At 69.1% G+C, this 21,747-nt stretch carries 14 protein-coding genes; 4 read left to right on the top strand and 10 right to left on the bottom strand.

What is annotated here, in order from left to right; all coding sequences use genetic code 11:
• Positions 1-36: 36 nt before the first annotated feature.
• Positions 37-1,548 carry a hypothetical protein gene (locus NYZ98_RS12285; RefSeq protein WP_262842771.1) on the bottom strand — a complete coding sequence of 504 codons (1,512 nt, stop codon included), beginning with the start codon at positions 1,546-1,548 and terminating at the stop codon, positions 37-39.
• Between the two features lie 254 nt (positions 1,549-1,802).
• On the opposite strand from NYZ98_RS12285, the gene NYZ98_RS12280 reads away from it, so the two are divergent.
• On the top strand, positions 1,803-3,224 hold the full coding sequence (locus tag NYZ98_RS12280; protein ID WP_262842770.1) for a phosphatidylinositol-specific phospholipase C domain-containing protein: 1,422 nt from the start codon (positions 1,803-1,805) through the stop codon (positions 3,222-3,224).
• A gap of 104 nt (positions 3,225-3,328) precedes the next feature.
• On the opposite strand, the gene NYZ98_RS12275 is transcribed toward NYZ98_RS12280, so the two are convergent.
• From NYZ98_RS12275 to NYZ98_RS12250, 6 genes are all read right to left on the bottom strand, one after another.
• On the bottom strand, positions 3,329-4,438 hold the full coding sequence (locus NYZ98_RS12275) for a Gfo/Idh/MocA family protein (RefSeq protein ID WP_262842769.1): 1,110 nt from the start codon (positions 4,436-4,438) through the stop codon (positions 3,329-3,331).
• On the bottom strand, positions 4,435-4,995 hold the full coding sequence (locus NYZ98_RS12270) for a GNAT family N-acetyltransferase (RefSeq protein ID WP_262842768.1): 561 nt from the start codon (positions 4,993-4,995) through the stop codon (positions 4,435-4,437). The genes NYZ98_RS12275 and NYZ98_RS12270 overlap by 4 nt, the downstream gene beginning before the upstream one ends.
• Before the next feature lie 84 nt (positions 4,996-5,079).
• A complete protein-coding gene (locus NYZ98_RS12265) occupies positions 5,080-5,454 on the bottom strand; it encodes a PIN-like domain-containing protein (RefSeq protein ID WP_262842767.1) in 375 nt (124 codons plus the stop codon).
• Positions 5,455-5,509: 55 nt separating this feature from the next.
• Entirely contained in the window at positions 5,510-6,175 is a 666-nt protein-coding gene (locus tag NYZ98_RS12260) for a DUF433 domain-containing protein (protein WP_262842766.1), read from the bottom strand.
• 233 nt (positions 6,176-6,408) lie between these two features.
• Positions 6,409-7,347 (bottom strand): NAD-dependent epimerase/dehydratase family protein, encoded by a 939-nt coding sequence (locus NYZ98_RS12255; protein ID WP_262842765.1) that lies wholly within the window; start codon positions 7,345-7,347, stop codon positions 6,409-6,411.
• A 38-nt stretch (positions 7,348-7,385) separates the two neighbouring features.
• Entirely contained in the window at positions 7,386-7,730 is a 345-nt protein-coding gene (locus tag NYZ98_RS12250; protein WP_262842764.1) for a YrdB family protein, read from the bottom strand.
• A gap of 262 nt (positions 7,731-7,992) precedes the next feature.
• On the opposite strand from NYZ98_RS12250, the gene NYZ98_RS12245 reads away from it, so the two are divergent.
• Positions 7,993-8,313 carry a CU044_2847 family protein gene (locus NYZ98_RS12245; protein WP_262842763.1) on the top strand — a complete coding sequence of 107 codons (321 nt, stop codon included), beginning with the start codon at positions 7,993-7,995 and terminating at the stop codon, positions 8,311-8,313.
• 11 nt (positions 8,314-8,324) lie between these two features.
• Here the strand turns inward: NYZ98_RS12245 and NYZ98_RS12240 are convergent, their stop codons facing one another.
• The 3 genes from NYZ98_RS12240 to NYZ98_RS12230 all read right to left on the bottom strand — a co-directional run bounded on the left by NYZ98_RS12240 (position 8,325) and on the right by NYZ98_RS12230 (position 11,391).
• Positions 8,325-9,455, bottom strand: coding sequence for an FAD-dependent oxidoreductase (locus NYZ98_RS12240; protein ID WP_262842762.1), 1,131 nt, complete (start codon positions 9,453-9,455; stop codon positions 8,325-8,327).
• Between the two features lie 250 nt (positions 9,456-9,705).
• A complete protein-coding gene (locus NYZ98_RS12235) occupies positions 9,706-10,155 on the bottom strand; it encodes a pyridoxamine 5'-phosphate oxidase family protein (protein WP_262842761.1) in 450 nt (149 codons plus the stop codon).
• Positions 10,156-10,257: 102 nt separating this feature from the next.
• Positions 10,258-11,391 carry an FAD-dependent oxidoreductase gene (locus NYZ98_RS12230; protein WP_262842760.1) on the bottom strand — a complete coding sequence of 378 codons (1,134 nt, stop codon included), beginning with the start codon at positions 11,389-11,391 and terminating at the stop codon, positions 10,258-10,260.
• 222 nt (positions 11,392-11,613) lie between these two features.
• On the opposite strand from NYZ98_RS12230, the gene NYZ98_RS12225 reads away from it, so the two are divergent.
• Together NYZ98_RS12225 and NYZ98_RS12220 are read left to right on the top strand one after the other, a co-directional pair.
• On the top strand, positions 11,614-14,994 hold the full coding sequence (locus NYZ98_RS12225) for an LGFP repeat-containing protein (protein ID WP_262842759.1): 3,381 nt from the start codon (positions 11,614-11,616) through the stop codon (positions 14,992-14,994).
• Positions 14,995-15,268: 274 nt separating this feature from the next.
• Positions 15,269-21,646 (top strand): trypsin-like peptidase domain-containing protein, encoded by a 6,378-nt coding sequence (locus NYZ98_RS12220; protein ID WP_262842758.1) that lies wholly within the window; start codon positions 15,269-15,271, stop codon positions 21,644-21,646.
• Positions 21,647-21,747: the final 101 nt, after the last annotated feature.

The raw sequence follows: 21,747 nt of genomic DNA, 5'->3' as shown, positions 1-21,747 counted from the left end.
CCACCAGGCCCGTCCAGCCGGCGTTCCTCTCACCGGTCAGGGCGCCAGCTTCAGCATCACCGCGGTCGGCAGCGACGGATTGGCCGCTGCCGCCTGTACCACCTGCCAGTCGTCATCGGCGAGCAGCTCGACGATGAGCTGGGGCGGCAGGCCCGGGTGACCGGCGGCGATGGGCCTGGCCTGCCGTTCCAGCAGGCAGGCCAGCAGTGCCGGGGCCGTCACGTCGCGCCGCCGGGCTATCTCACGGAACGCCTTGCTCACCGGCGGCCGGTGCCGGGTCAGGTCTTCCAGCAACGCCGGCGAGGCGTCCGGGTTTCTCGCCACCCTGGCGACGACGCGCACCCCGTGCCGGTCCACCATGGCACGTAGCCGGGCTTCGGACAGGCCCGGGTGCGGTGCGATGGACTTGAGCACCTTGGCGTCGGGGTCGGCGGCCAGCGCGTCGCGGATCTCTGGGGGCAGGTCGCGCCGTTCGGCTAGCAGCATCCGTACGGCCGGATCCGGCGATGCGGCCAGTTCTTCAACCTCGGCGGGCGAGGCGGTGGCGATCCGAGGCAGCAGGACGGGGCCGATTCCGGCGGTGCCCGCCAGGCGGGTGAGGACCTCCAGCGGCACGCGGGGGTTGCGGGCGACGCCGCGTCGCACGTCGTGGCCGGGATCGATGGACAGTACGCGGATCAGGTCGTCGTCGATCGCGGGATTCGCGGCGAGGGTGGCACGGACACCGGGTTCCGGACTGCCCGCGAGACGTTCGTACGTCGCCGAGGGCAGGTCGGGGCGGGCGGCCAGCGACCAGCGGAGCAGCATCGAGGAATGGCCGGCGAAGCCGACGACGGCCGCGGCGGGCGTGGCCGGGTTCCCCAGCGCGTTCAGGTGCGTCTGGTGAACGGTGGACTCGTGAGAGCCGTCACATGAGGCACCCGGCGGCAGGTCGCAGTCGAGCCTGGGGCATTCCGGATCGTGGGTGAACGGGATCTCCTCGCGATCACAGACCAGGCACCGCCGCGCCGGGGGCAGCCCTTCGCCGCCGACCAGGGCGGCCAGCACCGTCGGAGGGGTCACCTCGTTGCATGCCACCGCGCTGCGGACCTCGGCATGCGGGTGCTCCGCCAGCCGGGCGGCCATGTCCGGTGTCGCCCACAGCGCGAGTTCCACGACGACCCGGATGTCCGCGTCGGCTGCGAGGGTCTCCGTCACCTCCGGCGGAAGGCCGGGACAGGCGGCCAGTTTCTCCCGGTGTCCGGCGATCGGGTCCGCCGCGAGCAGGCGTGCCCACTCCGGGCGACCGGCACCCTCGGCAAGCAGGGCGAGCGCGGCGAGCGGCCGCGCCACCGGATCGACGTCGTCGGCCTTCAGCAGGCCCCGCTCGGCGAGTCTCGCGATGCTCTGTTCACTGCGCGAGGCCAGCGCGGCGGCCTGCGCACGGGTGAGGTCCGCACGCTCGGCCAGACCGGCGGCGATGTCCTCGTCGGCGGTCGCGATCAGCCGGTCGACCACCTCAGACGGCAGGGCCGGATTGAAGGCAAGGCCGCACAGAACATGGTCCACGACAACATCCTGCCCGCACCGTGATCACAACGCTCGTGATTATCTCGGCGGTGAACGCCCCCGGCGTCGTACTCAGCCTCAGGATGGGCATCGCGCCACGGAGGCCAAGGGTGTTCGTCTGTTTATCCGCCCGGGGCTCTATATCGGTGATTACTCAAACAACCGAGGCTCCGCAGGCCACTGTTCAAGAAGAAGACCTGAACCGCACATGTGATCGTATTGTCGGGGATCATCGCCGATGTGAAGATCAAAGAATGTCCCGATCAAGACTCGTCCTGCCCGCACTCCTCATCGCCGGATTCGTGCCGCTGATCAGCGGAAACGCCGAGGCGGCGGCGGAGTCGCCGTTATCGTCGGCGATCTTCCGGGCCACGCACAACAGTTACTCCGGCAACGTCGACGGCGCGAAGAACTCGATCGCCTACCAGCTCGACCACGGCATCCGCTTTGTCGAACTCGACATTCACGACAACGAATATGCCACCTCGCAGGACTACTCCGTCGGGCATGACTCGCCCGGCAACCTGGTCGACCACACGGGGAACCCCGCGTCGAATCGGCTGCGTGACTGGCTCACCGTGATCAACGCCTGGTCCGCGCAGCACCCCACCGCCGCGCCGATCGTCGTCGCGCTCGACGTCAAGGACGACCTGACCGACAACGCCTCGTACGCCGCGGGCAACCTGGCCGCGCTCAACCAGGAGCTCACTTCGGTCTTCGGCTCGCGGCTGTACTGGGCCAGGGACTACCCGGCCACCTCACCTTCGGTGGACGCGCTGCGCGGCCGGGTGCTCGCGGTGATCTCCGGCGACGGCAAGACACGCACCGCGTACAAACGCGACATCGGCTACCACCCGGCCGTCGCGATCAACAGTCGCGGCCAGGTCGTACAGGTGAACGACTCGGGCGCGGGCGTGCTCTGGTACTGGACAGGCAGCTACGGTGCCGACGGCCGGGTGACCTGGCTGCGCCACGGCAGGTACGACACCGGCGTCACGCCGGCCGTCGCGCTGAACGACAACGGCGACCTGGTCGAGGTCCACCAGTCGCAGAGCGCAAGCACGCTGTGGTATCACGTCGGTCATCTCGGTGCCGATGGCGAGATCACCTGGTCGGCCAGCCGGCGGTACGACGACGGCGTCCTGCCGACGGTCAGGTTCACCGACGCGGCGGGCACCCAGGTGCGCGAGATACATCGCAGCAACAGCAGCAACCAGAACTGGACCTGGAACGGCTCGCTCAACGCCGGCGCCATGACGGTCGCGTGGAGCGGCAACGCCAAGACCTCCGACGCCCGCTACGACGCGACCACCTCGGCCAGTGGCGCCTCGCGCGTGCACGTGTGGAACGGCGCCGACGGCTCGACCCCGGCCCAGACCCTGCGGATCGACACCGACAGGTTCACCGGCGACCGCATCCGTTTCCCGCAGACCGCCTTCGGCGAGTTCCAGAAGGGCGACAGCGCGGAACTCCAGCAGGGCGCGCTGTTCTACGCCGCCCCCGCCGGCGAGTCCTCGTTCATCACCGCGGCGCGGCAGGCGGGGCGGCTCGTACGCGGCTGGGACTTCGACTCGGCCGGCAACGCCACCAACCCCCTGGCCAACTATCCGGCGACCAACCACCCGTACGACACCTGGTACCAGAACCTCCTCACCCAGTCCGGCGCCGCCGAGTGACCCGGTAGGCATGGCGGAGTCCCTGGAGGTCATGGGCCTCACGGGCGACGCCGACCGCGTCGCCGCCACGGCCGAGCCCTGGTTCGCGACAGGTCCTTGACCGGCTATGAGGGCGAACCGGCGGCGGTGACGATCTGCTCGCACGTGGCGTGGGTCAGCAGGGCGTCGGCGGCGGAGATGACGCGGCCGTCGCGCAGGGACGCGAGGAACTCGTGGCACACCTGCTCGATGCCCCGCTGCCGCGCGACCGGGATCCAGTCGCCGCGCCGGGTCACCGTCTCCGCGCCGTCGTAGTCGACGACCTCGGCGAGGTTGACGATGCGGCGTTTGCCGCCGCCCCCGATGATCTCGCAGGTCTCCTCACTCGACCCGCTCACCCTGCTCATCATCCCGATCGCCGTGAACCCGCCCACGTCCGAACCACCCCTTTCCCCCCGCCCAGCAACTCCGGCTCCCCGCTCCCCACGACCACCCACCCACTCGAACCCATCGGCCCCCGACTCCACGCCACCGGCTCCCGTCTCCGCACGGCCGTCCCTCTGCTCCGCGTGACCGACCCCGGGGTCCGCGTGTCCCGTTCCCGGATCGGTACGGCCCGATCCCGGATCGGTACGGCCGGAGAGGTGCAGGACCACGTGTTCCAGCAGTCCACCCCGCGTCCGGACCTCGATCCTCGTATCGGAAATATCCCCCGGCGCCAGAAATCGCAGCGTATCCACCACGTGGATGAAGTCGTCGAAGACAACCCGCCGGGGGTCGTCCGGCTGCCCGGCTCGATGCTTCTGCATGACGATCAGGTCCCGGGGCAGGTTCCGCAGACCGGCGTACCCCGGCGCGTACCTTCGGTTGAACCCCACCATGAGCGAGAGCCCGCGCTCCCCCGCGAGACCCACCAGCTTTTCGGCGTCGGCGAGGTCGTAGGCCAGCGGCTTGTCCACGTACACGTGCACGCCGGCCCGGAGCAACGCCGTCACGATCTCCGGGTGCGCCTGGGTGGACGCGTGTACGAACGCCGCCTCGACGCCGGCGCCGATCACCTGCTCCACCGAGGTGAACCTCTCCCGGATCCGGTACTCGTCCCCGAGACGCGCGAGAGTCGCCCGGTTCCGCGTGCAGAGCAGCAGGTCGAGGCCGGGCGTGGCCCCCAGCACCGGCAGGTACGCCTTCTCCGCGATGTCCCCGAGACCGATCATCGCCACCCGCGTCGTCGTCATGCCCAGAGACTACGGCCGCCACCTGGCCGGTCGGCGTCCGTCGCCCGGCCGGACGCGGTGGTCATCTCCCTGATCCTGAGCTGGAGGGCGGGGAAGCGCGGAGCATCGAAACCGACGGAACGGTAGAGCTCGATGCCGTCGCCGGTGGCGTTGAGGTCGATCACCCGCACCTCGGTCTCCTCACGGAACCAGCCGAGCACCGCGTCCAGGCACGCCCTGGCGTGACCACGGCGCCGCCTGCGAGGATCGGTGCTGATGTTCGACACGTGCCCGTGCACCCCCGCCGGGTTCACCGGCCCCGGAGCGCGCCGTTCGCAGGCGCCGACCGCGCTGGACACGACCCCGAGCTCCGCGTCCTCCACGACATAGGCGACGAAGTTCGCCTTGTCCCGCAACCGTTCGGCGAACCACGCCTCGGCGACCGCGCGCCACCCCGCGTCCTCGCCCCCGACCGTCATCCCCATCGCCTCCAGCATGAGACCGCGCAGCCGCACCAGCGCCGCCGCGTCCCCCACCACCGCCCGCCGCACCCCACCGCTCACGAACCCACCACCCATACCCGGCATCCTGCCGACCGCCCCCACCCCCCACCACCCAATCCGCACCATTCACCAACGGACGACCCCCGGCCCTCCGCTGACTCACCCGCTCCGGGTCTTGGAGCGTGGCGATCGCCTCCCCTTGGTGATCGGCGTTACGTATGGCTCGGGCCCTCGCGGAGTCAACCGCCACACACCCGAGCGATGCTGGCTCGCCTCACCGCACATCACCGACAGACCGCAGGTGATCAAGTCCATGCGCTCCTCGACCCTCGACTCCCCCGGTAGCAGGAAGACCGCGACCCTGGCCTTGAGATATGCCTGGTACTCGTGCGGGCGTTGAAAGATGTGGATGTCCGACGCGATCACCACCCAGCCGCGCTGCCCGACCAGCGGCAGCCACTGATCGTCAGGCGCGCCCAGGGCCTTCTCCCGTGATCCGAACAACTCAGCCGGTGTATGCACCTGATAGCCCAACCCGGAGAGCAGTTTGCGGACGCTGCGGCTGACGCTGTTCTCGTCGAGATAGAACTCAGGCGGCGTGGCCCAAGAGGATGCGGGTGGCGGTTCTGACGTCGTCGAGGGTGACTCCGAGCTCATCGACGATCACCTCGGGCGCCTCCCCTGCCTTCATCATGGCCGCGACCTCGGCCACCCGGGTACGCGTCCCCGCGAAGATGGGCTGCCCGAACGCCCTGAGCGGGTCTATCACCACGTTCGACGGGAGGCAGCTTCTCAGCCGCAGGCTCCCAGGAAAGCCGTCCTCGGCGCGCATGAGGTAGTCGAGGTAGTCGCTCACGATCTCGCGGATGACATGCTGGCCGGTCCTGGCCTCGATGAGCCCCGCACCGGCCTTGGTGCGAGAGAAGTCCCACAGGACGTCGATGCCGTCGGTCGCCAGTTCGGGAGCCAGAAGAACGTAGTCGTGTCCGAACTCCTTCCGCAGCCGCCGCAGCGCGGGCCGGATCTTGTGCGGCTTCACGCCCGCCCGCCGCAGGGCGTCCAGGACGTAGGCCTCCGCCACCGCCACGAGGGGGACGGTGGCCTCCCGGGGCATGGACGAGGGAAGGACGTGCAGGAGCGGAGGATCCTCCTCGTGATCTCGCGCCCAGCGGTTGAAGGTCTGCTGCCGGATTTCGAGGAAGCGTGCGGCATCGCTCTGGCTCAGCAGCCCTGTGCGGGTTCTGATGTCGTCCATGTCGCGTTCCTCCTCCCGTCGACTCGCGCGTCATCATCATCGCCGATCGGCTGATCACCGGGTAGCGCGCCCCGCCGCGGCATTCGTTTGAGGGCACGCGTCCAAGGGTCACTTCTCGCCTCCGTCCGCACGCCACCGCCACCCGGGTCGCGGCACAGAACCGGACCCCTTTGGCAACACAGCGTAACGCGTCGGTCACGCCCTCGCATGGTGATCGGCGGTGCCGGTGGCCCTCAGGCGGGGTGGGTGGTGTGCCACCAGGTGAGGGTGTGTTTGAGGGCGTCGTCGAAGGGGGTCGAGGGGACGTCGAAGGTGGTTTCGAAGGCGGAGGAGTCGAGGATGAAGGGGCGGACGAACTGGTAGCGGGTCTCCTCCAGTTCGCGGAGCAGGGGTGAGAAGAGCCCGGCCGCGCGCATGGTCCAGTGCGGGATGGCGGCCAGTTCGGGCTTGGGCGCTCCCTCGGCCGAGGCGATGCGCTCGGCCATCCGCCGGATCGTGAGCGCGGGGCCGGTGGGGACGTGCCAGGCGCGGCCCCAGGCCCGCTCGTCGAGCGCCACGACCGCGAGGGCCCGTGCCGCGTCCGGGAGGTAGGTCACGCTGTGCGGCTGGTCGGGGTCGGCGGGCACCCGCACCGTCTTCCCCGCCAGGATCGGCTTGATGAACCGGCTGCCGAAGAACGACAGGTCGATCATGTTCGGGCCGAAGAAGTCCGATCCCCGCACTTCGGTGATCCGCACGCGCCCCGCCTGGTGCGCGGCGAGCGCGTCGGACCACATCTTCGCCCTGACCCGGCCCTTGGTGCCCGGCGCTGCCAGCGGCAGGTCCTCGGTCATCGGCCGGTCGACCGGGCCGTACCCGTAGAGGTTGCTGAGCGTGACCAGTACCGCCCCGCTCTTCTCGGCCGCGCCGAGCATCGCGTTCGCCATCGGCGGCCAGTCCCGCGCCCAGCGGTGGTACTGCGGGTTCGCGCAGTTGTAGAGCGCCTCGGCGCCCTTGGCGATGCTCGCGAGCCGTTCCCCGTCGCTCGCGTCCGCGGCGAGTCGTGTCACCCCTGGTGTGGCCGGGCCCGAACCCGACCTGGTCACCACGGTCACCTCGTGGCCGCTGGACGCGAGCGCTTCGGCGAGCGGGGATCCGACCTGGCCGGCTCCGACGATGACGTGCTTGCCCATGATGTCGATCTCCTTCTGTGGAATGAGGCCGTTCGCTGTCAGATCTGGTTCCAGACGATCCTGAGGATCGCGTTCACGATGAAAAGCCCGGCGAACACCACCGACGCGGTGACGAGGCCCGCCGACGCCGCGGCCGCGATGCCGCCGCCGAACCAGAGGATCTCCAGCGCCGCACGGGCCATGCCGTGCAGCGGGATGCTCGCCTTGGGCGACCCGAAGACGCCCCAGATGACGGCGAACAGGACCGGGCCGCCAACCCCCAAAAGGATCTTAATCGCCCAATTGGGGCTGAGCGTGAAACCCCAGTACCCCACGGCCAGGTAGACGCCGAGTTCGAGGAAGAACATCAGTCCGGCGTTGGCACCTTTGAGGATGGTCAGCATCTCAAGCTCCAGTATTCGGGGGAATCCCTTGCTCCGCTTCGAGAGCAATGCTCTCTCAGGAGAGCAGGTGTCGTCAAGAGCAGTGCTCTCTTTTTACTCAGATGCTCTGAATCGGCACCCGGTGTTCCGGATTGGTCCCGTACGAAGGGGAGGACGCGAGGCGTGGAGCGGGGGCTTAGTGAAGAGCGGAGGACCCCTGGAGGGGTTACGATCCGCTCCTTATGTCTTCTTTCCCCTTGTCTTCCTTCCCCCGGAGTTGATCATGAGCGAGCTGATGCGCATGCCGTTGTCCGAGGGTGGGCACGTCACGGTGGAGGTGTCGGAGAACGAGCCGGGGGTCCGGCGGGCGTCGCGCAGCGGGGACAAGATCGAGGCGGCTGTCGACTCGCTTCAGGAGGCGCTCCAGCCGATCAGGGCCGCCGCCGAGGCCGCCCTGGACACCTTCCGCAGGGCGAATCCGGACGAGGTCGAGATCGAACTGGGCGTACGCCTGAACGCCGAGGCCGGCGCGGTGATCGCCAAGTCCTCCATCGAGGGCCACCTGAACGTGAAACTGACGTGGCGCCGGGCAACGGAGTCCTGAAAGCTGGGGTGTCAGAAGCGGGGGCGCTGGGAGGCGGCCACCGCCTCGAAGCCGTACGTGAGCATCTCGCGCTCGTAGCGGGCCACGGCGTTCACCAAGGGGGCGCCGGCGCGGAGAGCGGCGCCGAGTTCGGCCGACAGGAGGGCGGCGTCGCGGAGCGCCACGGCGGCTCCGATGCCCGCCGGGATCATGCAGTGGATGGCGTCGCCGATGAGGGTGACGGGCCCGCTCGGCCACGGCGCCACGGGTTCGGCGGTGCGCATCGGGACCGCGCGCACCGTGTCCGGGTCGCTGCGCCGCACGATGCCACGCAGATCGGGATGCCAGTCGGCGATGCGGCCCTCGACGGTGTCGAGCAACGCGGCGGGGTCAAGGCGGGAGACGTCGTCGTTGACGCCGAACACCCACATCAGGTAGTCGCGGGTGTCGGGGAAGCTCAGGCCGGACGCCAGGCTGTTCGGATCCTTGCGGTAGCGGTGCCCGGCCAGCGGCATGAACCGCCCGTCGGGTGAGATGACGGTGGAGAAGCCGTCCAGGGCGGCGGCCGGGGTGATCTCCGCGACCTCCGGTGTCAGCGGGGTCCTGCCGAACACCGCCCAGGTCCCCGTGGTCACCACGCGGGCGTCCGGCAGCAACTGGCGGCGGACACGGGACGACGGCCCGTCCCCGCCGACGAGGAGGTCGGCCTCCTCGCTCGCGCCGCCGTCGAAGTGGGCCCGTACCCGACCGCCAGAGAGCACGTCGAAGCGGGTGAACTCCGACCCGAAACGCACCGCGTCACCCAGCTCGGCCAGCAGGATCTGCCGCAGGGTGAGCCGGTCGACGGAGATACCGCTGTCGGGAGTCGTCGGGGCGGCGGGATCGTTCACGACGACCCGCTTGATGACGCCGAGCGAACCGGTGAGGACGGTGACGCCAGAGCCCGGGACCCCTGCCGTGTCGACCGCCAGCGAGTAGAGATGGGGCGGCAGGCACTCGTACAACGCACGCGTGCCCTCTGGGCCGATGCGGATGCGGTACCCCTGCGCGCGGGCGAGCCCGTCGTCCCGTTCGTGCAGCGCCACCTCGAAACCGGCACGCCGTAACCCGTGCGCGAGACACGGCCCGGCGAGGCCTCCCCCGACAATGATCGCCCGCGGCATGACGAACGCCCCCTCTACCTACCTTGAACACCAGCACCGTATGGCCACTGGATCTATGAATCTGTGGATTGCTGGTTCTATGGCTCAGCTGAGATCCCTGAATCAGCCGAGACCGTGCGTACCTACTCAACGGCGAACAAGATGAATCGCGATCCAGGCACGGGATCCGACTTCGTGACGGCTACGGGTCACCGTCAGGATCGGCCCCGGCGGACAGATGGCAACCGGCCTGAGCGGCTCGGAGCAGAGGTCATTTGCGGCGAAAGGTCTTCACCCCTAAGCCCGGGCGCCAGAGCTGGATGACGATCTCGTTGCCCTCGACGGTGGTGATCACGGCCTCGTGGAGATCGAGACGGAACGCGTGGAAGCCGCCGGGCGGCTCCGAGCCGGTCGTGTAGGCCTTCTTCTCCACGCCGGTCACCTCGTTCGCGACCCCGGCGACCTTGGCGTCACCGTCGTTGCGCGGGCGGGCGTGGATCGCGCACCTGCCGTCCCGCCGCAGGTCGAGCGCCTTCACCGCGTGCAACATCGAGCCGAAAGACAGATACGGCCCCGTGAAGTCGACCTCGGTCCCGCTCACGCGAGGCGCCCCGTCCGTGCGCAACGTCGCCAGGATATGAGTGGTGGCCGCCTCGAACCGGACCTTCACCGCGGACGCGAACTCACCGGCCTCGCTTTCGAACTGCTCCCATGTCGCCATGCCGACAGTCTCCCAACAACGACCGACAAAGGCGCGAGGCACCGGTCTGGTTCGCGAACCATGCGTCAAATATCCACCCAGAGAAACCTGGTGCCCATCCGATCAGAAGCGCGGACGCAGGGAGGCCGCCACGGCTTCGAAGCCGTATATGAGCATTTGTCGTTCGTAGCGGGCGATGGCCTCCACCAGGGGGGATCCGTCGCGGAGGGCGGCTCCGAGTTCGGTGGAGAGCAGGCCGGCGTCACGCAGGGCCACCCCGGCGCCGCTGCCCGCCGGGATCATGCAATGGATGGCGTCGCCGACGAACGTCACCGGTCCGCTCGGCCACGGATCGACGGGCTCGGCGGTGCGCAACGGCGTCACGCGCACCGTCTCCGGATCGCTGAGCCGTACGAGGCGGCGCAGGTCGGGGTGCCAGTCGGAGATGCGGTCCTCCACGGCGTCCAGCAGCGCGGCGGGGCCGAGGCCGGAAAGGTCTTCCTGGATCGCCAGCACCCACATCAGGTAGTCGCGGGTGTCGGGGAAGTCGAGCCCGGACGCCAGGCTGTTCGGGTCCTTGCGGAACCGGTGCCCGGCCAGCGGCATGAACCGGCCGTCGGGGGCGATCACCGCGGAGAAGCCGTCCAGGGCCGCGGGCGGAGTGATCGCCTCGGCATCCGGGGTGAGAGGGGTCTTGCCGAACACGGCCCAGGTCCCCGTTCTCACCACACTGGCGTCAGGGAGTAGTTGTCGGCGGACGCGGGACGACGGGCCGTCCGCGGCGACGAGGATGTCGGCGTCCTCGCTCGCGCCGCCGGCGAAGTGGGCCCGGACCCGGCCATCAGGAAGCAGGTCGAAGCGGGTGAACTCCGACCCGAACCGCACCGCGTCACCCAGCTCGGCGAGCAGGATCTGCCGCAGGGTGAGCCGGTCGACCGAGATGTCACTGTCCGGGGTGACCGGTGCGCCGGGGTCCGGGTTCACGACGAAGCGGTTCACGACGTCGAGCGACCCGCTCAGCATGGTCACGCTGGTGCCCGCGACGCACGAGGTGTCGATCGCCATCGAGTACAGATGCGGCGGAAGGCACTCGTAGAGGGCACGCGTGCCCACGGGGTCGATGTGGATGCGGTACCCCTGGCCCCGGCTGAGCCCTTCGTCCCGTTCGTGCAGCGCCACCTCGAAACCGGCGCCCCGTAACCCGTGGGCCAGGCACGGCCCCGCGAGGCCGCCTCCAACGATGATCACACGCGGCATGACCAGCTCTCCTTGTCCGTCCACCCGCCAAAGCAGTCGCGACATTACGCGTCTTTCAGTTCGAAGACAAGATATATCGTGACCTCTCCGCTCAACAGTGAGTAGGGGGTTACTCATGCGGCGAGCGGGACGGCGCCCCTAGCTTCGAAAGGCCGGGCCGGACGCGGTGACGACGCGCTCGCGAAGTCCCGGCGATATCCGGGGCGTGGAGGGAGTGCCGTCATGGCCGACGAGTTCGCGGTGGGCGGGAGGATCGGCGACCGCTGGCGGGCCATGGGCGCGGAGAGAGGCGCCCTCGGGCGCGCAATCGGGCCCGAGACCGACGCGGAGGGGCGAGGGCGGCGCCAGACGTTCGAGCGGGGTGAGATCTGCTGGTCAGAGGACCAGAAGGCGATCGTCACCGCGTACCGGCTGTGGAATGAGGCCGTGTTCGAGTGGGCGATCCTCGAACGGTTCACCTACGACTACTTCCGCATCGACGTCGCCGTGGACGGCGCCAGTCAGGGCCAGTGGAACTTCGCGATCCACGGGCACCCGGACCGCGGCAGGCGCCGGATCAAGCTGAACGGCTACGGCGAGTACGCCTTCACGGTGCGCGGATGCGACGACCCGGACGAGAGCAAGCAGGGATGGACCGTCCCGGTGCACGTCCGCGTCGAACCGACCGGCCCCGACGGCGGTTTCCCGGTACGAGGGGTGATCGCGGAGCGCTGGCACGAGCTGGGCGGCGTGGCCGGGGCCCTCGGCCGCCCGCTCGCCGAGGAGACGGTCGGCGGGGGCGACTACCACGTCCAGCAGTTCGAGCACGGAGCGGTGGCCGCGTACCCGCGGCTCGGGCCGCACATGGCGGTGCTCGCGTACCGGCAGGGACGCGACGTGGTGATCAACTGGGGGTACATCGAGGGCGCGATCTCCGCTGAGTCCATCGTGGAGGTGATCCTCCCGGAGAGCGGCAGCGCCGAACCGGTGTTCACCCAGCGGATGCCCCTGTCGGCGTTCGCGACCCTGGAGTGGGCGCGCCAGAGCGCCAGCTCGGGCGCGGTCCGCTACCGGCCGAAGCTACCGGGCACGTACCTGATCCGCGTGACCGACTTCGTCGGGCGGATCTTCGGACTGCAGATACGGGTCGACCTCGCGGACCTCCACCTCGACGCACCGCAGCGGGGCGGCACCCCGGGCCGGGCGTTCGCGACGCACGACGCCCGGGTCCTGGCCCTGGTGGACTACGCGACCCGGACGCGCACGCCGATCCCCGGCGACCCCACGGTGGGCGAGGACGTCGCCATGGCGCTGGTCGCCCGCCTCCACGCCCTCAGCCTGGACCCCGAGCACAAGGTCCCCGGGGAGCTGCCCAGCCACCTCCTGGTCAACGAGGTGCTGAAAGACCTGTCGCCGGGCGTGGTCGGCACCGACGCCGGCGAGTTCATCCTCGTGTGGGTGTGCAAGACGAAGGGCGAGTACGACACCTTCCTGAAAGGCCTGGTCGCCATCGTCCTCCGGTACGGCCACCTGCTCGTGCCCGAGGTCCGCGACCACATCGTCCGGGACCTGCTCACGGTCACCGGCGGGCACGACGTCGGCATCGAGACCAAGGAGGTGTGCTGCGACTTCCAGCCGTTGCCGCCGCCGCTGCTGTTCCTCGGGGACTGCATCGACCCGCCGGAGTCGGAGAACCACATCCTGCTGATCGAGACGAGCCGGTACCTCAGCAACCAGATCCTGTTCGCCCAGACCCAGGACGCCCGGTACGACAACCGGGCGAACGGGCTGGCCGACTGGCTGCTCGGCTACCTGCACACCATCGCGCGGCACGACTTCCACGAGTTCAACGCCCGGCCGTACCAGCGGTACTCGCTGAACGCCCTGATCAACCTGCACGAGTTCGCCTCGGACGCCCGGGTGCGGACGGCCGCGCAGATCGTGCTCGACTACACGACGACGAAGTTCGCCGTGTCGAGCAACCGGCTGCGGCGGCTCGGGCCGTTCCGCAGGCTCGTCTCGGACGTGAACGCCGCCGACGGGCAGCACGACGACCTGGTCTTCGCGGCCGACCCGCAGCGCGGCTTCTTCCTCGCCTACACCGGACCGGTCAATCCGGACGGAACGGGAGGCGAGTGGATCCAGTTCTCCTGGGTCATCGAGGCGCTGATCGCCGGCCTCGCGCCCTACCGCCCGCCGATCGCGGCGTACGAGCACGCCCTGTCGAAGACCGAGGCCACACAGCACTGGCTCTACCACGGGGAACGTCCGGCGGTCCGGGGGTTCGACGGCACTCCCCTGCTCTCCTCGCCGGAGCCGGCGGCCGGCGGCATCGAGATCTACTACAGCTCGCCGTCGTTCCTGCTGACCGCCGGGGGCATGTTCGTCAACAGCGGGTACGGCCACGACGAGCTGATGGGGTTCAAGGACGTCGGCGCCGTGCAGGCGACCACGCTGCTGCCCACCCGCGCCGACGTGAAGTTCGGCGACGTGATCCGGTTCGACGCCTACCCGGACAACCGGCGGTCCACCAACTACGGCGTGCACCGCGGCTTCGCCTGCGGGGCCAATCTGCGCGGACTGGACAAGTGGTGCGCCCTCACCGGCACGTCCGCCGACGGACCGTGGATCTTCCTCAACCTCGATCTCGACCTGCCTGGTCATGGACGTCTCGGCTTCTACGTCGCCGCGTACCGGACGCCGGTCGCGGACGCGGGCTCGTTCGACCCCGCTCCGGCGAACGTCGGGCTGTTCCACGCCATGGAGGCCACGGTGATGAGCTTCCAGGAGTTCGAGACCCGCACCAGGCAGCGCAACCCCGCACTGCCCGCCGAGCTCCGCATCGGGGACACCTACGCGTTCAGGTCGGCCGACGACCACGAGTTCACCTTCCGGCTGTGGCCGATCGGGGTGGCGTACCTGCCGATCGTGCATCACCTGGACGGGCAGGCCGTGGTGGAGGACTTCCGCGACCTGCATCTGGTCGACGGGCCGTACCTGAGGTCACCCAACGGCCATGACGGATATTTCGAGATACGCCCCTCGGGGTGTGCCATCCCGCTCGTACTGGACTTCCGCGACCGCCTGAACCCCGTGCGCACGACCAACGACGCGCTGTGCCCGCGGCTCATGCTCGATCGCGCCAACGCCCTGTACGGGCTCGGCTGGGAACTGTGGAACCTGAACCGCCACGAGGACGGACTGAAGAGCATGCGAGACAGAGTGAAGATCTTCGAGGACCTGGCCGTCGCCGACCCGGGAGGGTTCAAGGCCATGCTGGCCCAGGCCCTGGTCGAGGAGACGATGTTCCGCACACCCGACCTGCCCGGCGCCCAGCGCGCCGGCGAGCGCGCCGTCACCATCTACCAGGAACTCGCGGGCCTGCCCGCCGTCCCCGAGTACCCCGACCTGTCCGGCCACGCGCCCAACGCCCACTGGGTCCCGCTCACCGGCGCCTTCTACTTCCTCGCCTACGCGTACTGGGAGGACGGCAAGCAGTCCGAGGGCCTCCGTTGCATGCGCAACCGCGTCCGCGTCTTCGAACGCCTGGCCTCCGCCGACCCCGCCACCTTCACCGCCGACCTGCTGGCCGCCCGCCAAATCCTTCCCCCATTCGGCGGCTGACCCCTTTCGCTGACGACCTTCGGTAGCCGACCGGAACCCTTTCCGGTCGTGACCACGACCTCCTTTCGGCCGCAGGCCCGATCTCCGAACGGTGAACGGTCCGCGACACGCTTGCTCACCGGGTTACGATCCGCTCCGAACCTGTTCGCAGGCATCCCGAGCCTCTCCCCCGGAGCCGATATGAGCGAGTTGTCACACCGGCCACCGCCCGAGGACACCACCGGGAGCCGGCCGAACAGGAGACCCGGGCGGCGCCGGATCGCGGAGTACTGACATGCGGCCATGGTCGGCCCGCGTCCACGGCGCCAGGGGGATCTGCGGGGCCGGAGTGCTCATCGACGACCGCCATGTCCTGACATGCGCGCATGTGGTGAACGCCGCGCTCGGCCGCCCGGCGGATGACGCCTCCCTGCCCGCCAGGACGGTCGAGCTCGACTTCCCGTACGCCGCCGGCGAGACGCGGGTCCGCGCTCGGGTCGCCCAGGGCGGCTGGCATCCGATCGAGAACGACGAACGCGGCGACGTGGCCGTCCTCGAACTGCGTTCCCCGCCCCCTGCGGGCACCTCGCCCGCCGTGTTCGACGGGCGCGTCCAGCGGGGCCGGGCCGTACGCGCCTACGGGTATCCCCCCGGGGTCGATACGGGAGTGTGGGCGGTCGCGTACGAGGTCGGCGACCCGAGCGGGCCCGAATGGGTGCAACTCGACGCGGCCCGGGCGACGGGCAGGCGCATCGAACACGGCTTCAGCGGGACCGCCATCGAGTGCGATGACACCGGGCACGTGGCCGGCATCGCGGTCACCGAAGACCGCGCCGAGACGGCCAAGGTTGCCTGGATGCTCCCGGTCTCCGTCCTGGCCGCCCGCTGGCCGGCACTTGAATCCGATCTCGCCGCCCGCACGGTCGCCTCAACGCCGTCCGAGATCATCACGGCGCCGCCGGGGCTGACCACGCCACCATCCAGGCGCGACACGCCATCGGGGGAATCCGTCGCGCCCTTGCCTCGCGAGCTCGCGGGTGTCCTGCGCATGATGCTGCACGTCGCCGACGAGATGCCCTACCGGTTGCGCGGCAAGTACGGGCGGTTCCCGCTCTCCGGTGTCTACGTCCGCCAGAGCGTCGCCACCATGGCCGAATCGCGCAGGCCGTGGGAGGAGGAAAGCGAGGAACTTCGAGACGAGGAGCGTCAGCCGTCATCCGGGCTGGCACAGCCGTTCGATCAGGTCTTCGACCAGCACGACCACCTGGTGATCGAGGGCGACGCCGGTCTCGGCAAGTCCACTCTCGGAAGGGTCCTGTCCCGGCGCCTGGCCGAACTCGCGCTCGGCCCACGTGGCCCGCGCCCGGCCGAGCGGGCGAACCACCTGCGCGACCTCGAATCGGAGGAGCCGCCCCCTGCGCTGATCCCGATCGTGCTTCCTGCCCGGGTGCTGGCGACCCACCTCGACCGGAGCTGGCCGGAGGCGCTCCAAGCGTCGGTGACCAGCGAGTACGGGCGGCCCGACGGCGAGCTCCCGGCTCCGCTGTTCGCCCGCGAGGTGGGAGGGCGGCGCTGGCTGATCGTGGTCGACGCGCTGGATGAGATACCCGACCGGGACGACCGGGAACGCCTGCTGACCGCACTCGCGACGCGCACGCAGGAAAGCGACGGTCCGGCCCGGTTCCTGGTCACCACCCGGCCGCTGTCGCCAGGAGAGATCGACCGGCTGCGCGGCGCCCGGGTGGGGTTCTACGAGTTGCAGCCGTTCGACGAGGACGCCCTGACCGCGTTCGCCCGCAACTGGTTCGACCCTGACAAGACGCCTTCGGCCAACGCGGCGGCCGAGGAGTTCCTCCGGCGGGTCCGGCTGGCGGCGCTGGAAAAAGTGCTCGTCGTCCCACTCCTGGCGACCGTCGCGGCCAACATCCACCAGTCGCAGCCTGACCGTCCCCTCCCTGCTGGCCGTTACGAGCTGTACGAGGAGTACATCGGGCAGTTCGCCCGAGCCCGGACCGAGGCAGGACCCACCGCTCTGGCGTCCCTCTACGAGTATCCCGGCGGGTCGCAGCTCGCCGGCTGGCTGGAAGAGCACCGAACCGAACTGGTGGAAGAACTGGCCACCGCGTACACCACCAGCGAGACGCCACTGATGGAGGTCGCGCACCGCGTCCTGACCGAGCGAGCTCCGATGCCGATACGGATGCCGCTCGACTGGGAGAACACCCTCGCCGACTGGCTGTCCCGAACCGGGATCCTGAGCAGGAGCGGCACACGGCTGCGGTTCCTGCACCAGACCTTCGCCGAGCACCTCGCGGCCACGGCCCGAGCCAAGACCCTCCCGGAGAGGTTCGACGCCGGCGAACCGCCGTGGGACGACCTGATCCGCGATCTCCTGCTGGGCGACGAGGCCGCCGAACGCGTCCTCCTGCACCATCTCCACCTGACCGGTCCAGGCACCGGGCTGCTCGACTGGCTCCAGCGCGGGACGCTCGACCAGCGCGCGTGCGCCGACGAGCTCATCGACGCGGGCGCGCCCGGCTCGGCGTCCCAGCTCGACGCCCGCCTGCTACGCGTGGAGGACAAAGTACGTTCGGGCGCGCTGACGAATCTCGAAGACCTGTCGGGCCTCACCCGTCACGCGCCTGTCCGCTCCCGCCTGGAAGCTCTCCTCACCGAGAAGTCCATTGGGGCCGAGACGAAGATCTCCGTCATCGACCTGCTACGCGAACGCTCCGACCGGATCCGCCGCGACGGCCCGGTCCTCCTCCGGTCGTTCGTCACCACCGACCAGCCGGCGGACGTGCGGCGTCAGGCCGCGACGGTTCTCGCCAGGTTCGGCGACGGACACCGTACCGAGGCGGCGGGAATCCTCTCCGGCCTCGTCGATGCCCCCGACGCTGACGTCTCGGAGTGGCGAGAAGCAGCCGAGAGCCTGGCCAAACTCGGTGGAGAGCACCGGACACGTGCTGGAGAAATCTTGTACCGTCTGGCCGGAGATCTTACCTTCGGCCGCTCGGAGTGCCTGGACGCCGCCGAAGGACTGGCGAAGCTGAGCGGCGAGCACCGTCTTCAAGCCGCCGGGATTCTGCGGGACCTGGCGGGTGAAACAATGGTGCACGCATGGCAGCGTTTGCATGCCGCCGAATGTCTCGCCAAGCTGGGTGGTCCCCACCGCGCCGAAGCCCTGGAGTTGCTGCTTCGCCTGGCGGACGACCCGGCCAGTGATCCCTCCGAACGGGGGAACGCGATGACGGCCATGGCGGTGATCGAACCACGGAGCCGCTCTAGAGCCGCCATTGTCCTGAACCAGTTGGCCACCGACTCCGCTGCAAATGGCTGGGACCGTCGCGAAGCCGCCCAAGCGTTGGCGAAGTTAGGTGGGAGCTACCGATCAAATGCGGCTGCCATCATGTTCGAACTCGCCGTCGATCCTGATCTCGACACCTCTAATCGCTGCGGCGCTGCCCTGGACCTGAGCGAGCTTGGCGGCGAACACCGGAACAAGGGCGCCGAGGCCCTTTATGCGCTTGGCATCGACCTCGGCCTCGACGCGGCCGAGCGCCAGGGCGCGGTGAGCCAGCTCGCCCAGTTGGGACCCGAGCATCGGGCAGGCGCCGCCGAGATCCTCTCAGGAATCGCCGCCGGTAGTTCCGTACCGATCAGCGTCCGCTTCGAGGCCGCGTCCACGCTCGCCAAACTTGGGGGAGAACACCTCCAGAGTGTGCACGCCCTGGTCGAAGCCTCGCTGGATCATCCTTTCTCGTCGTCCGAGGAACGCTTGCTCGCGACCACGATCTGGGCCGCGCTGAGGCCTGATGGCCTGCCTCCTGTCGCCGCGCTCATCCACGTGACCGCGATCTCCCCTACGGTGGTCGCGCATGCTCGTGATTACGCGGCCCGTGCCCTGATCGACATGGGACGTCACGGCCTCGGCAGGGCAGCCGAGCTCCTCGTCATGGTCGCCACCGACGATCTGGCCAACACCACCCGGCGGCGCATCGCCGTCGACGAACTCGCGACGTTGGGCGGCGAATCTCTCACGCGTGCTACGGCGATCCGCGACGCGCTAGCCAACGATCCGACCATAGACGCCCGGTGGCGAGTAATCGTCGCGAGGGATCTACTCCGATCGGGACAAGAGGGCCGAGCACGGGGCACCGAGATCCTCCACAAACTTGCCACCGACCGCATACTGCCATCGTCTTTCCGAAGGAATGCCGTTCATCTCCTGCAGAGACTCGGTATTGAGCACAACCGCCAGGCGATCGCCATCCTGTATGAAATCGCTGCCGATCCCACTGGGCCAGCCCCGGTTCGCCAGGAAAGCGTCGAGGAACTCGCACGGCTCGGTGCTGAGCACGCATCGCGGGCGGTCGAGCTTTTGTATGGCTTGGCGGGGGATCCGACAATGCGCGGTGAGCAGGCATCGACGCTGGCCATCGTGGCCGCGATCGACCCGGCACAGCACACCCGCGTCGCTTCACTGCTGTGTCGGGTAGCCACAGACCCCCTCCTCGCCCCCCTTGCCCGTCTCAACGCGGCACAGGAACTGACGTTTCTCGGTACTGAGCACCAGGTTCGGGGCGCGGAGATCCTGCACCGGCTCGCCACCGATCCAGGCGTCGGGCCAGGCGACCGAATCGAGGTGCTTTTGGCGCTGACCGGCTTGGATGCGGAGAATCGGGTCCTGGGCAGGAACGCCCTGCACCGACTCGCCGTGGACACCGATCTAGATCCGGGCGATCAGCGGAGCGCCGGGCATGAACTGGCGAAACTCGGGGGTGAGGATCGAGTCCACGGCGCGAAGATCCTTCACCATCTCGCCACCGACCCGCTAACGAATGCCAGCGAGCGCTATGAGGCGGCCTGGCGGCTCGCCGAACTGGGCGGTGAATACCGCGATCAGGCAGCGGAAGTCCTGTACGAGCTGTCCCGTGACCCCGCCGGTGCAGCCGATACGCGGCTGCTCAGCGCTCAGTCGCTTGTCAAGCTCGGACCGTCAGCCCAGACCCGTGCCGTTACCGTCCTCGGTGAGTTGTCCGAGGACGAGACGGTCGGCACGTTCACCCGTCGCTGGGCAGCGGAGGCGCTGGCCCGGCTGCCGTCACTGCGGACGGAGGCCACCGCCACACGGGCCCTCCACCGGCTGGCCGATGACCAGCAGGCCGACCCATGGAACCGGCTCTGGGCGATCGAAGAGTTGACAGAGTTGGGTCCGGACGCCCGGCGGCTCGCGGTGGAGGCGGCGACCCGGTTCTCCGGGGAGTCCTGCGCCGAGCTGCCACGTGCCCTGGCCATCGCGGCCCTTGCGGATGTCAGTGAGAGCCACCACTATCGTGCGATCGACCTGCTCACCCGGATGGCCGAGGACCCGGCACACTTGGGACGCGAACGGATCCTAGCGGCCATCACCCTCCTCCGTCTCAGCCCTCTGCACCGCGACCGAGGAGCGCGCCTGTGCAGTCTGATCGCGCAGGATCGGAGCGTCAGAGCGTGGGAGCGCCGGCAGGCCGCCGAGATGCTCGCACGACTCGGCGCCGTCCACCGTGCGAGCGCGGTCGCGTCGCTCCGGGACATCCTCACCGACGCCTCCGCCGACCCTTGGGAGCGGATAGAGGTGGCGATCGCCCTGATCGAACTGGATGTCCAGGAGCGGCCGCACGCCACCCGTCAATTGCTCCAACTCGCCAATGATCCGACCGTCTCGGCCGACCAGCGCCTTCAAGCTGTAAACAAACTCCTCCACCTTGGACCCGAGGCGCACCTCGCGACCATCGAGGCATTGCGTCGCATGACCGACAACGGCGAGATCGAAGTCGAAGACCGCTTGTGGGCTCTAATGCGGCTGGCACGTCAGGTGGGTGAGCACCGCGAGGCGACTGCCCGCGCCCTCGGTGACCTTGCAAGCGACCCACGCGTCGACACCGACGTACGAAGCAGTGCCGCAGTGACACTCGCCGAACACTGTCGTGAACGACGTGACGAGGCCTTGTCAGCACTCCGGTCACTCGCCCTCGCCCCTGAGGCCGACGACGTCCAACGAGCTCTGGCCCTGCACTCAATTGCCCGCCTCCTGGACCCCGACCAGCGTCCGATCGCCGCGGAAGCCCTGTCCCGGGTAGCCTGCGACGAATCCGTCCCTGTCTCACTTCGGCGCTCGGCTGCGGAGGCGCTGATCGGATACGGCGGCGAGCATCGATCGCAGGCAGCGGAGGTACTCCACCAGCTCGCCACGACTTCATCTGCGGATCCGCGTGAGCGACGCCTGGCGGCACAGGCGATGGCCGATCTCGGCAGAAAGAACCGTACCCGCACGGCGCAGGCCCTCCGCACGCTCGTCTCTGATCTCGCAGGCGAGCCGTATGAACAAGCCCTCGCTCACACTGCCCTGGCCGAGCTGAGTCCCGCCGACCGAAAGGCCGCTGCCGACCGCTCGCTCCGGCTCCTGGAAACTTCCGGCCTCACGTCCGAAGAGCGCCTGGCCGTCGCCAAAGGGCTCGCCAGCCTGGGCAGACCCTACTGGTTCGCAGCCGTCACAACGGTATACGAGCTTGTCGTCGACCCCTCCGGAGACGCCGAGAACCGTTTCAACGCCGCCGAAACCCTGGCCGGCTTCTTGAACGAATACAACCGCATCAAAGAACCACCTCTCCCCCGCGAACCTCCGCAATAACAGTCCGAGTCCTGCCTGGGCAGTTACCGCCTACGTTGAATCCGCCGGGATCTTGGGTCGAGTAGCCGAACGTCCAGAAGACATTCGGACCTGAGGATTCA

This window comes from Sphaerisporangium corydalis (assembly GCF_025506355.1).
Lineage (GTDB): Bacteria > Actinomycetota > Actinomycetes > Streptosporangiales > Streptosporangiaceae > Sphaerisporangium > Sphaerisporangium corydalis.
This window is presented reverse-complemented; position numbering and strand designations above follow the sequence as displayed.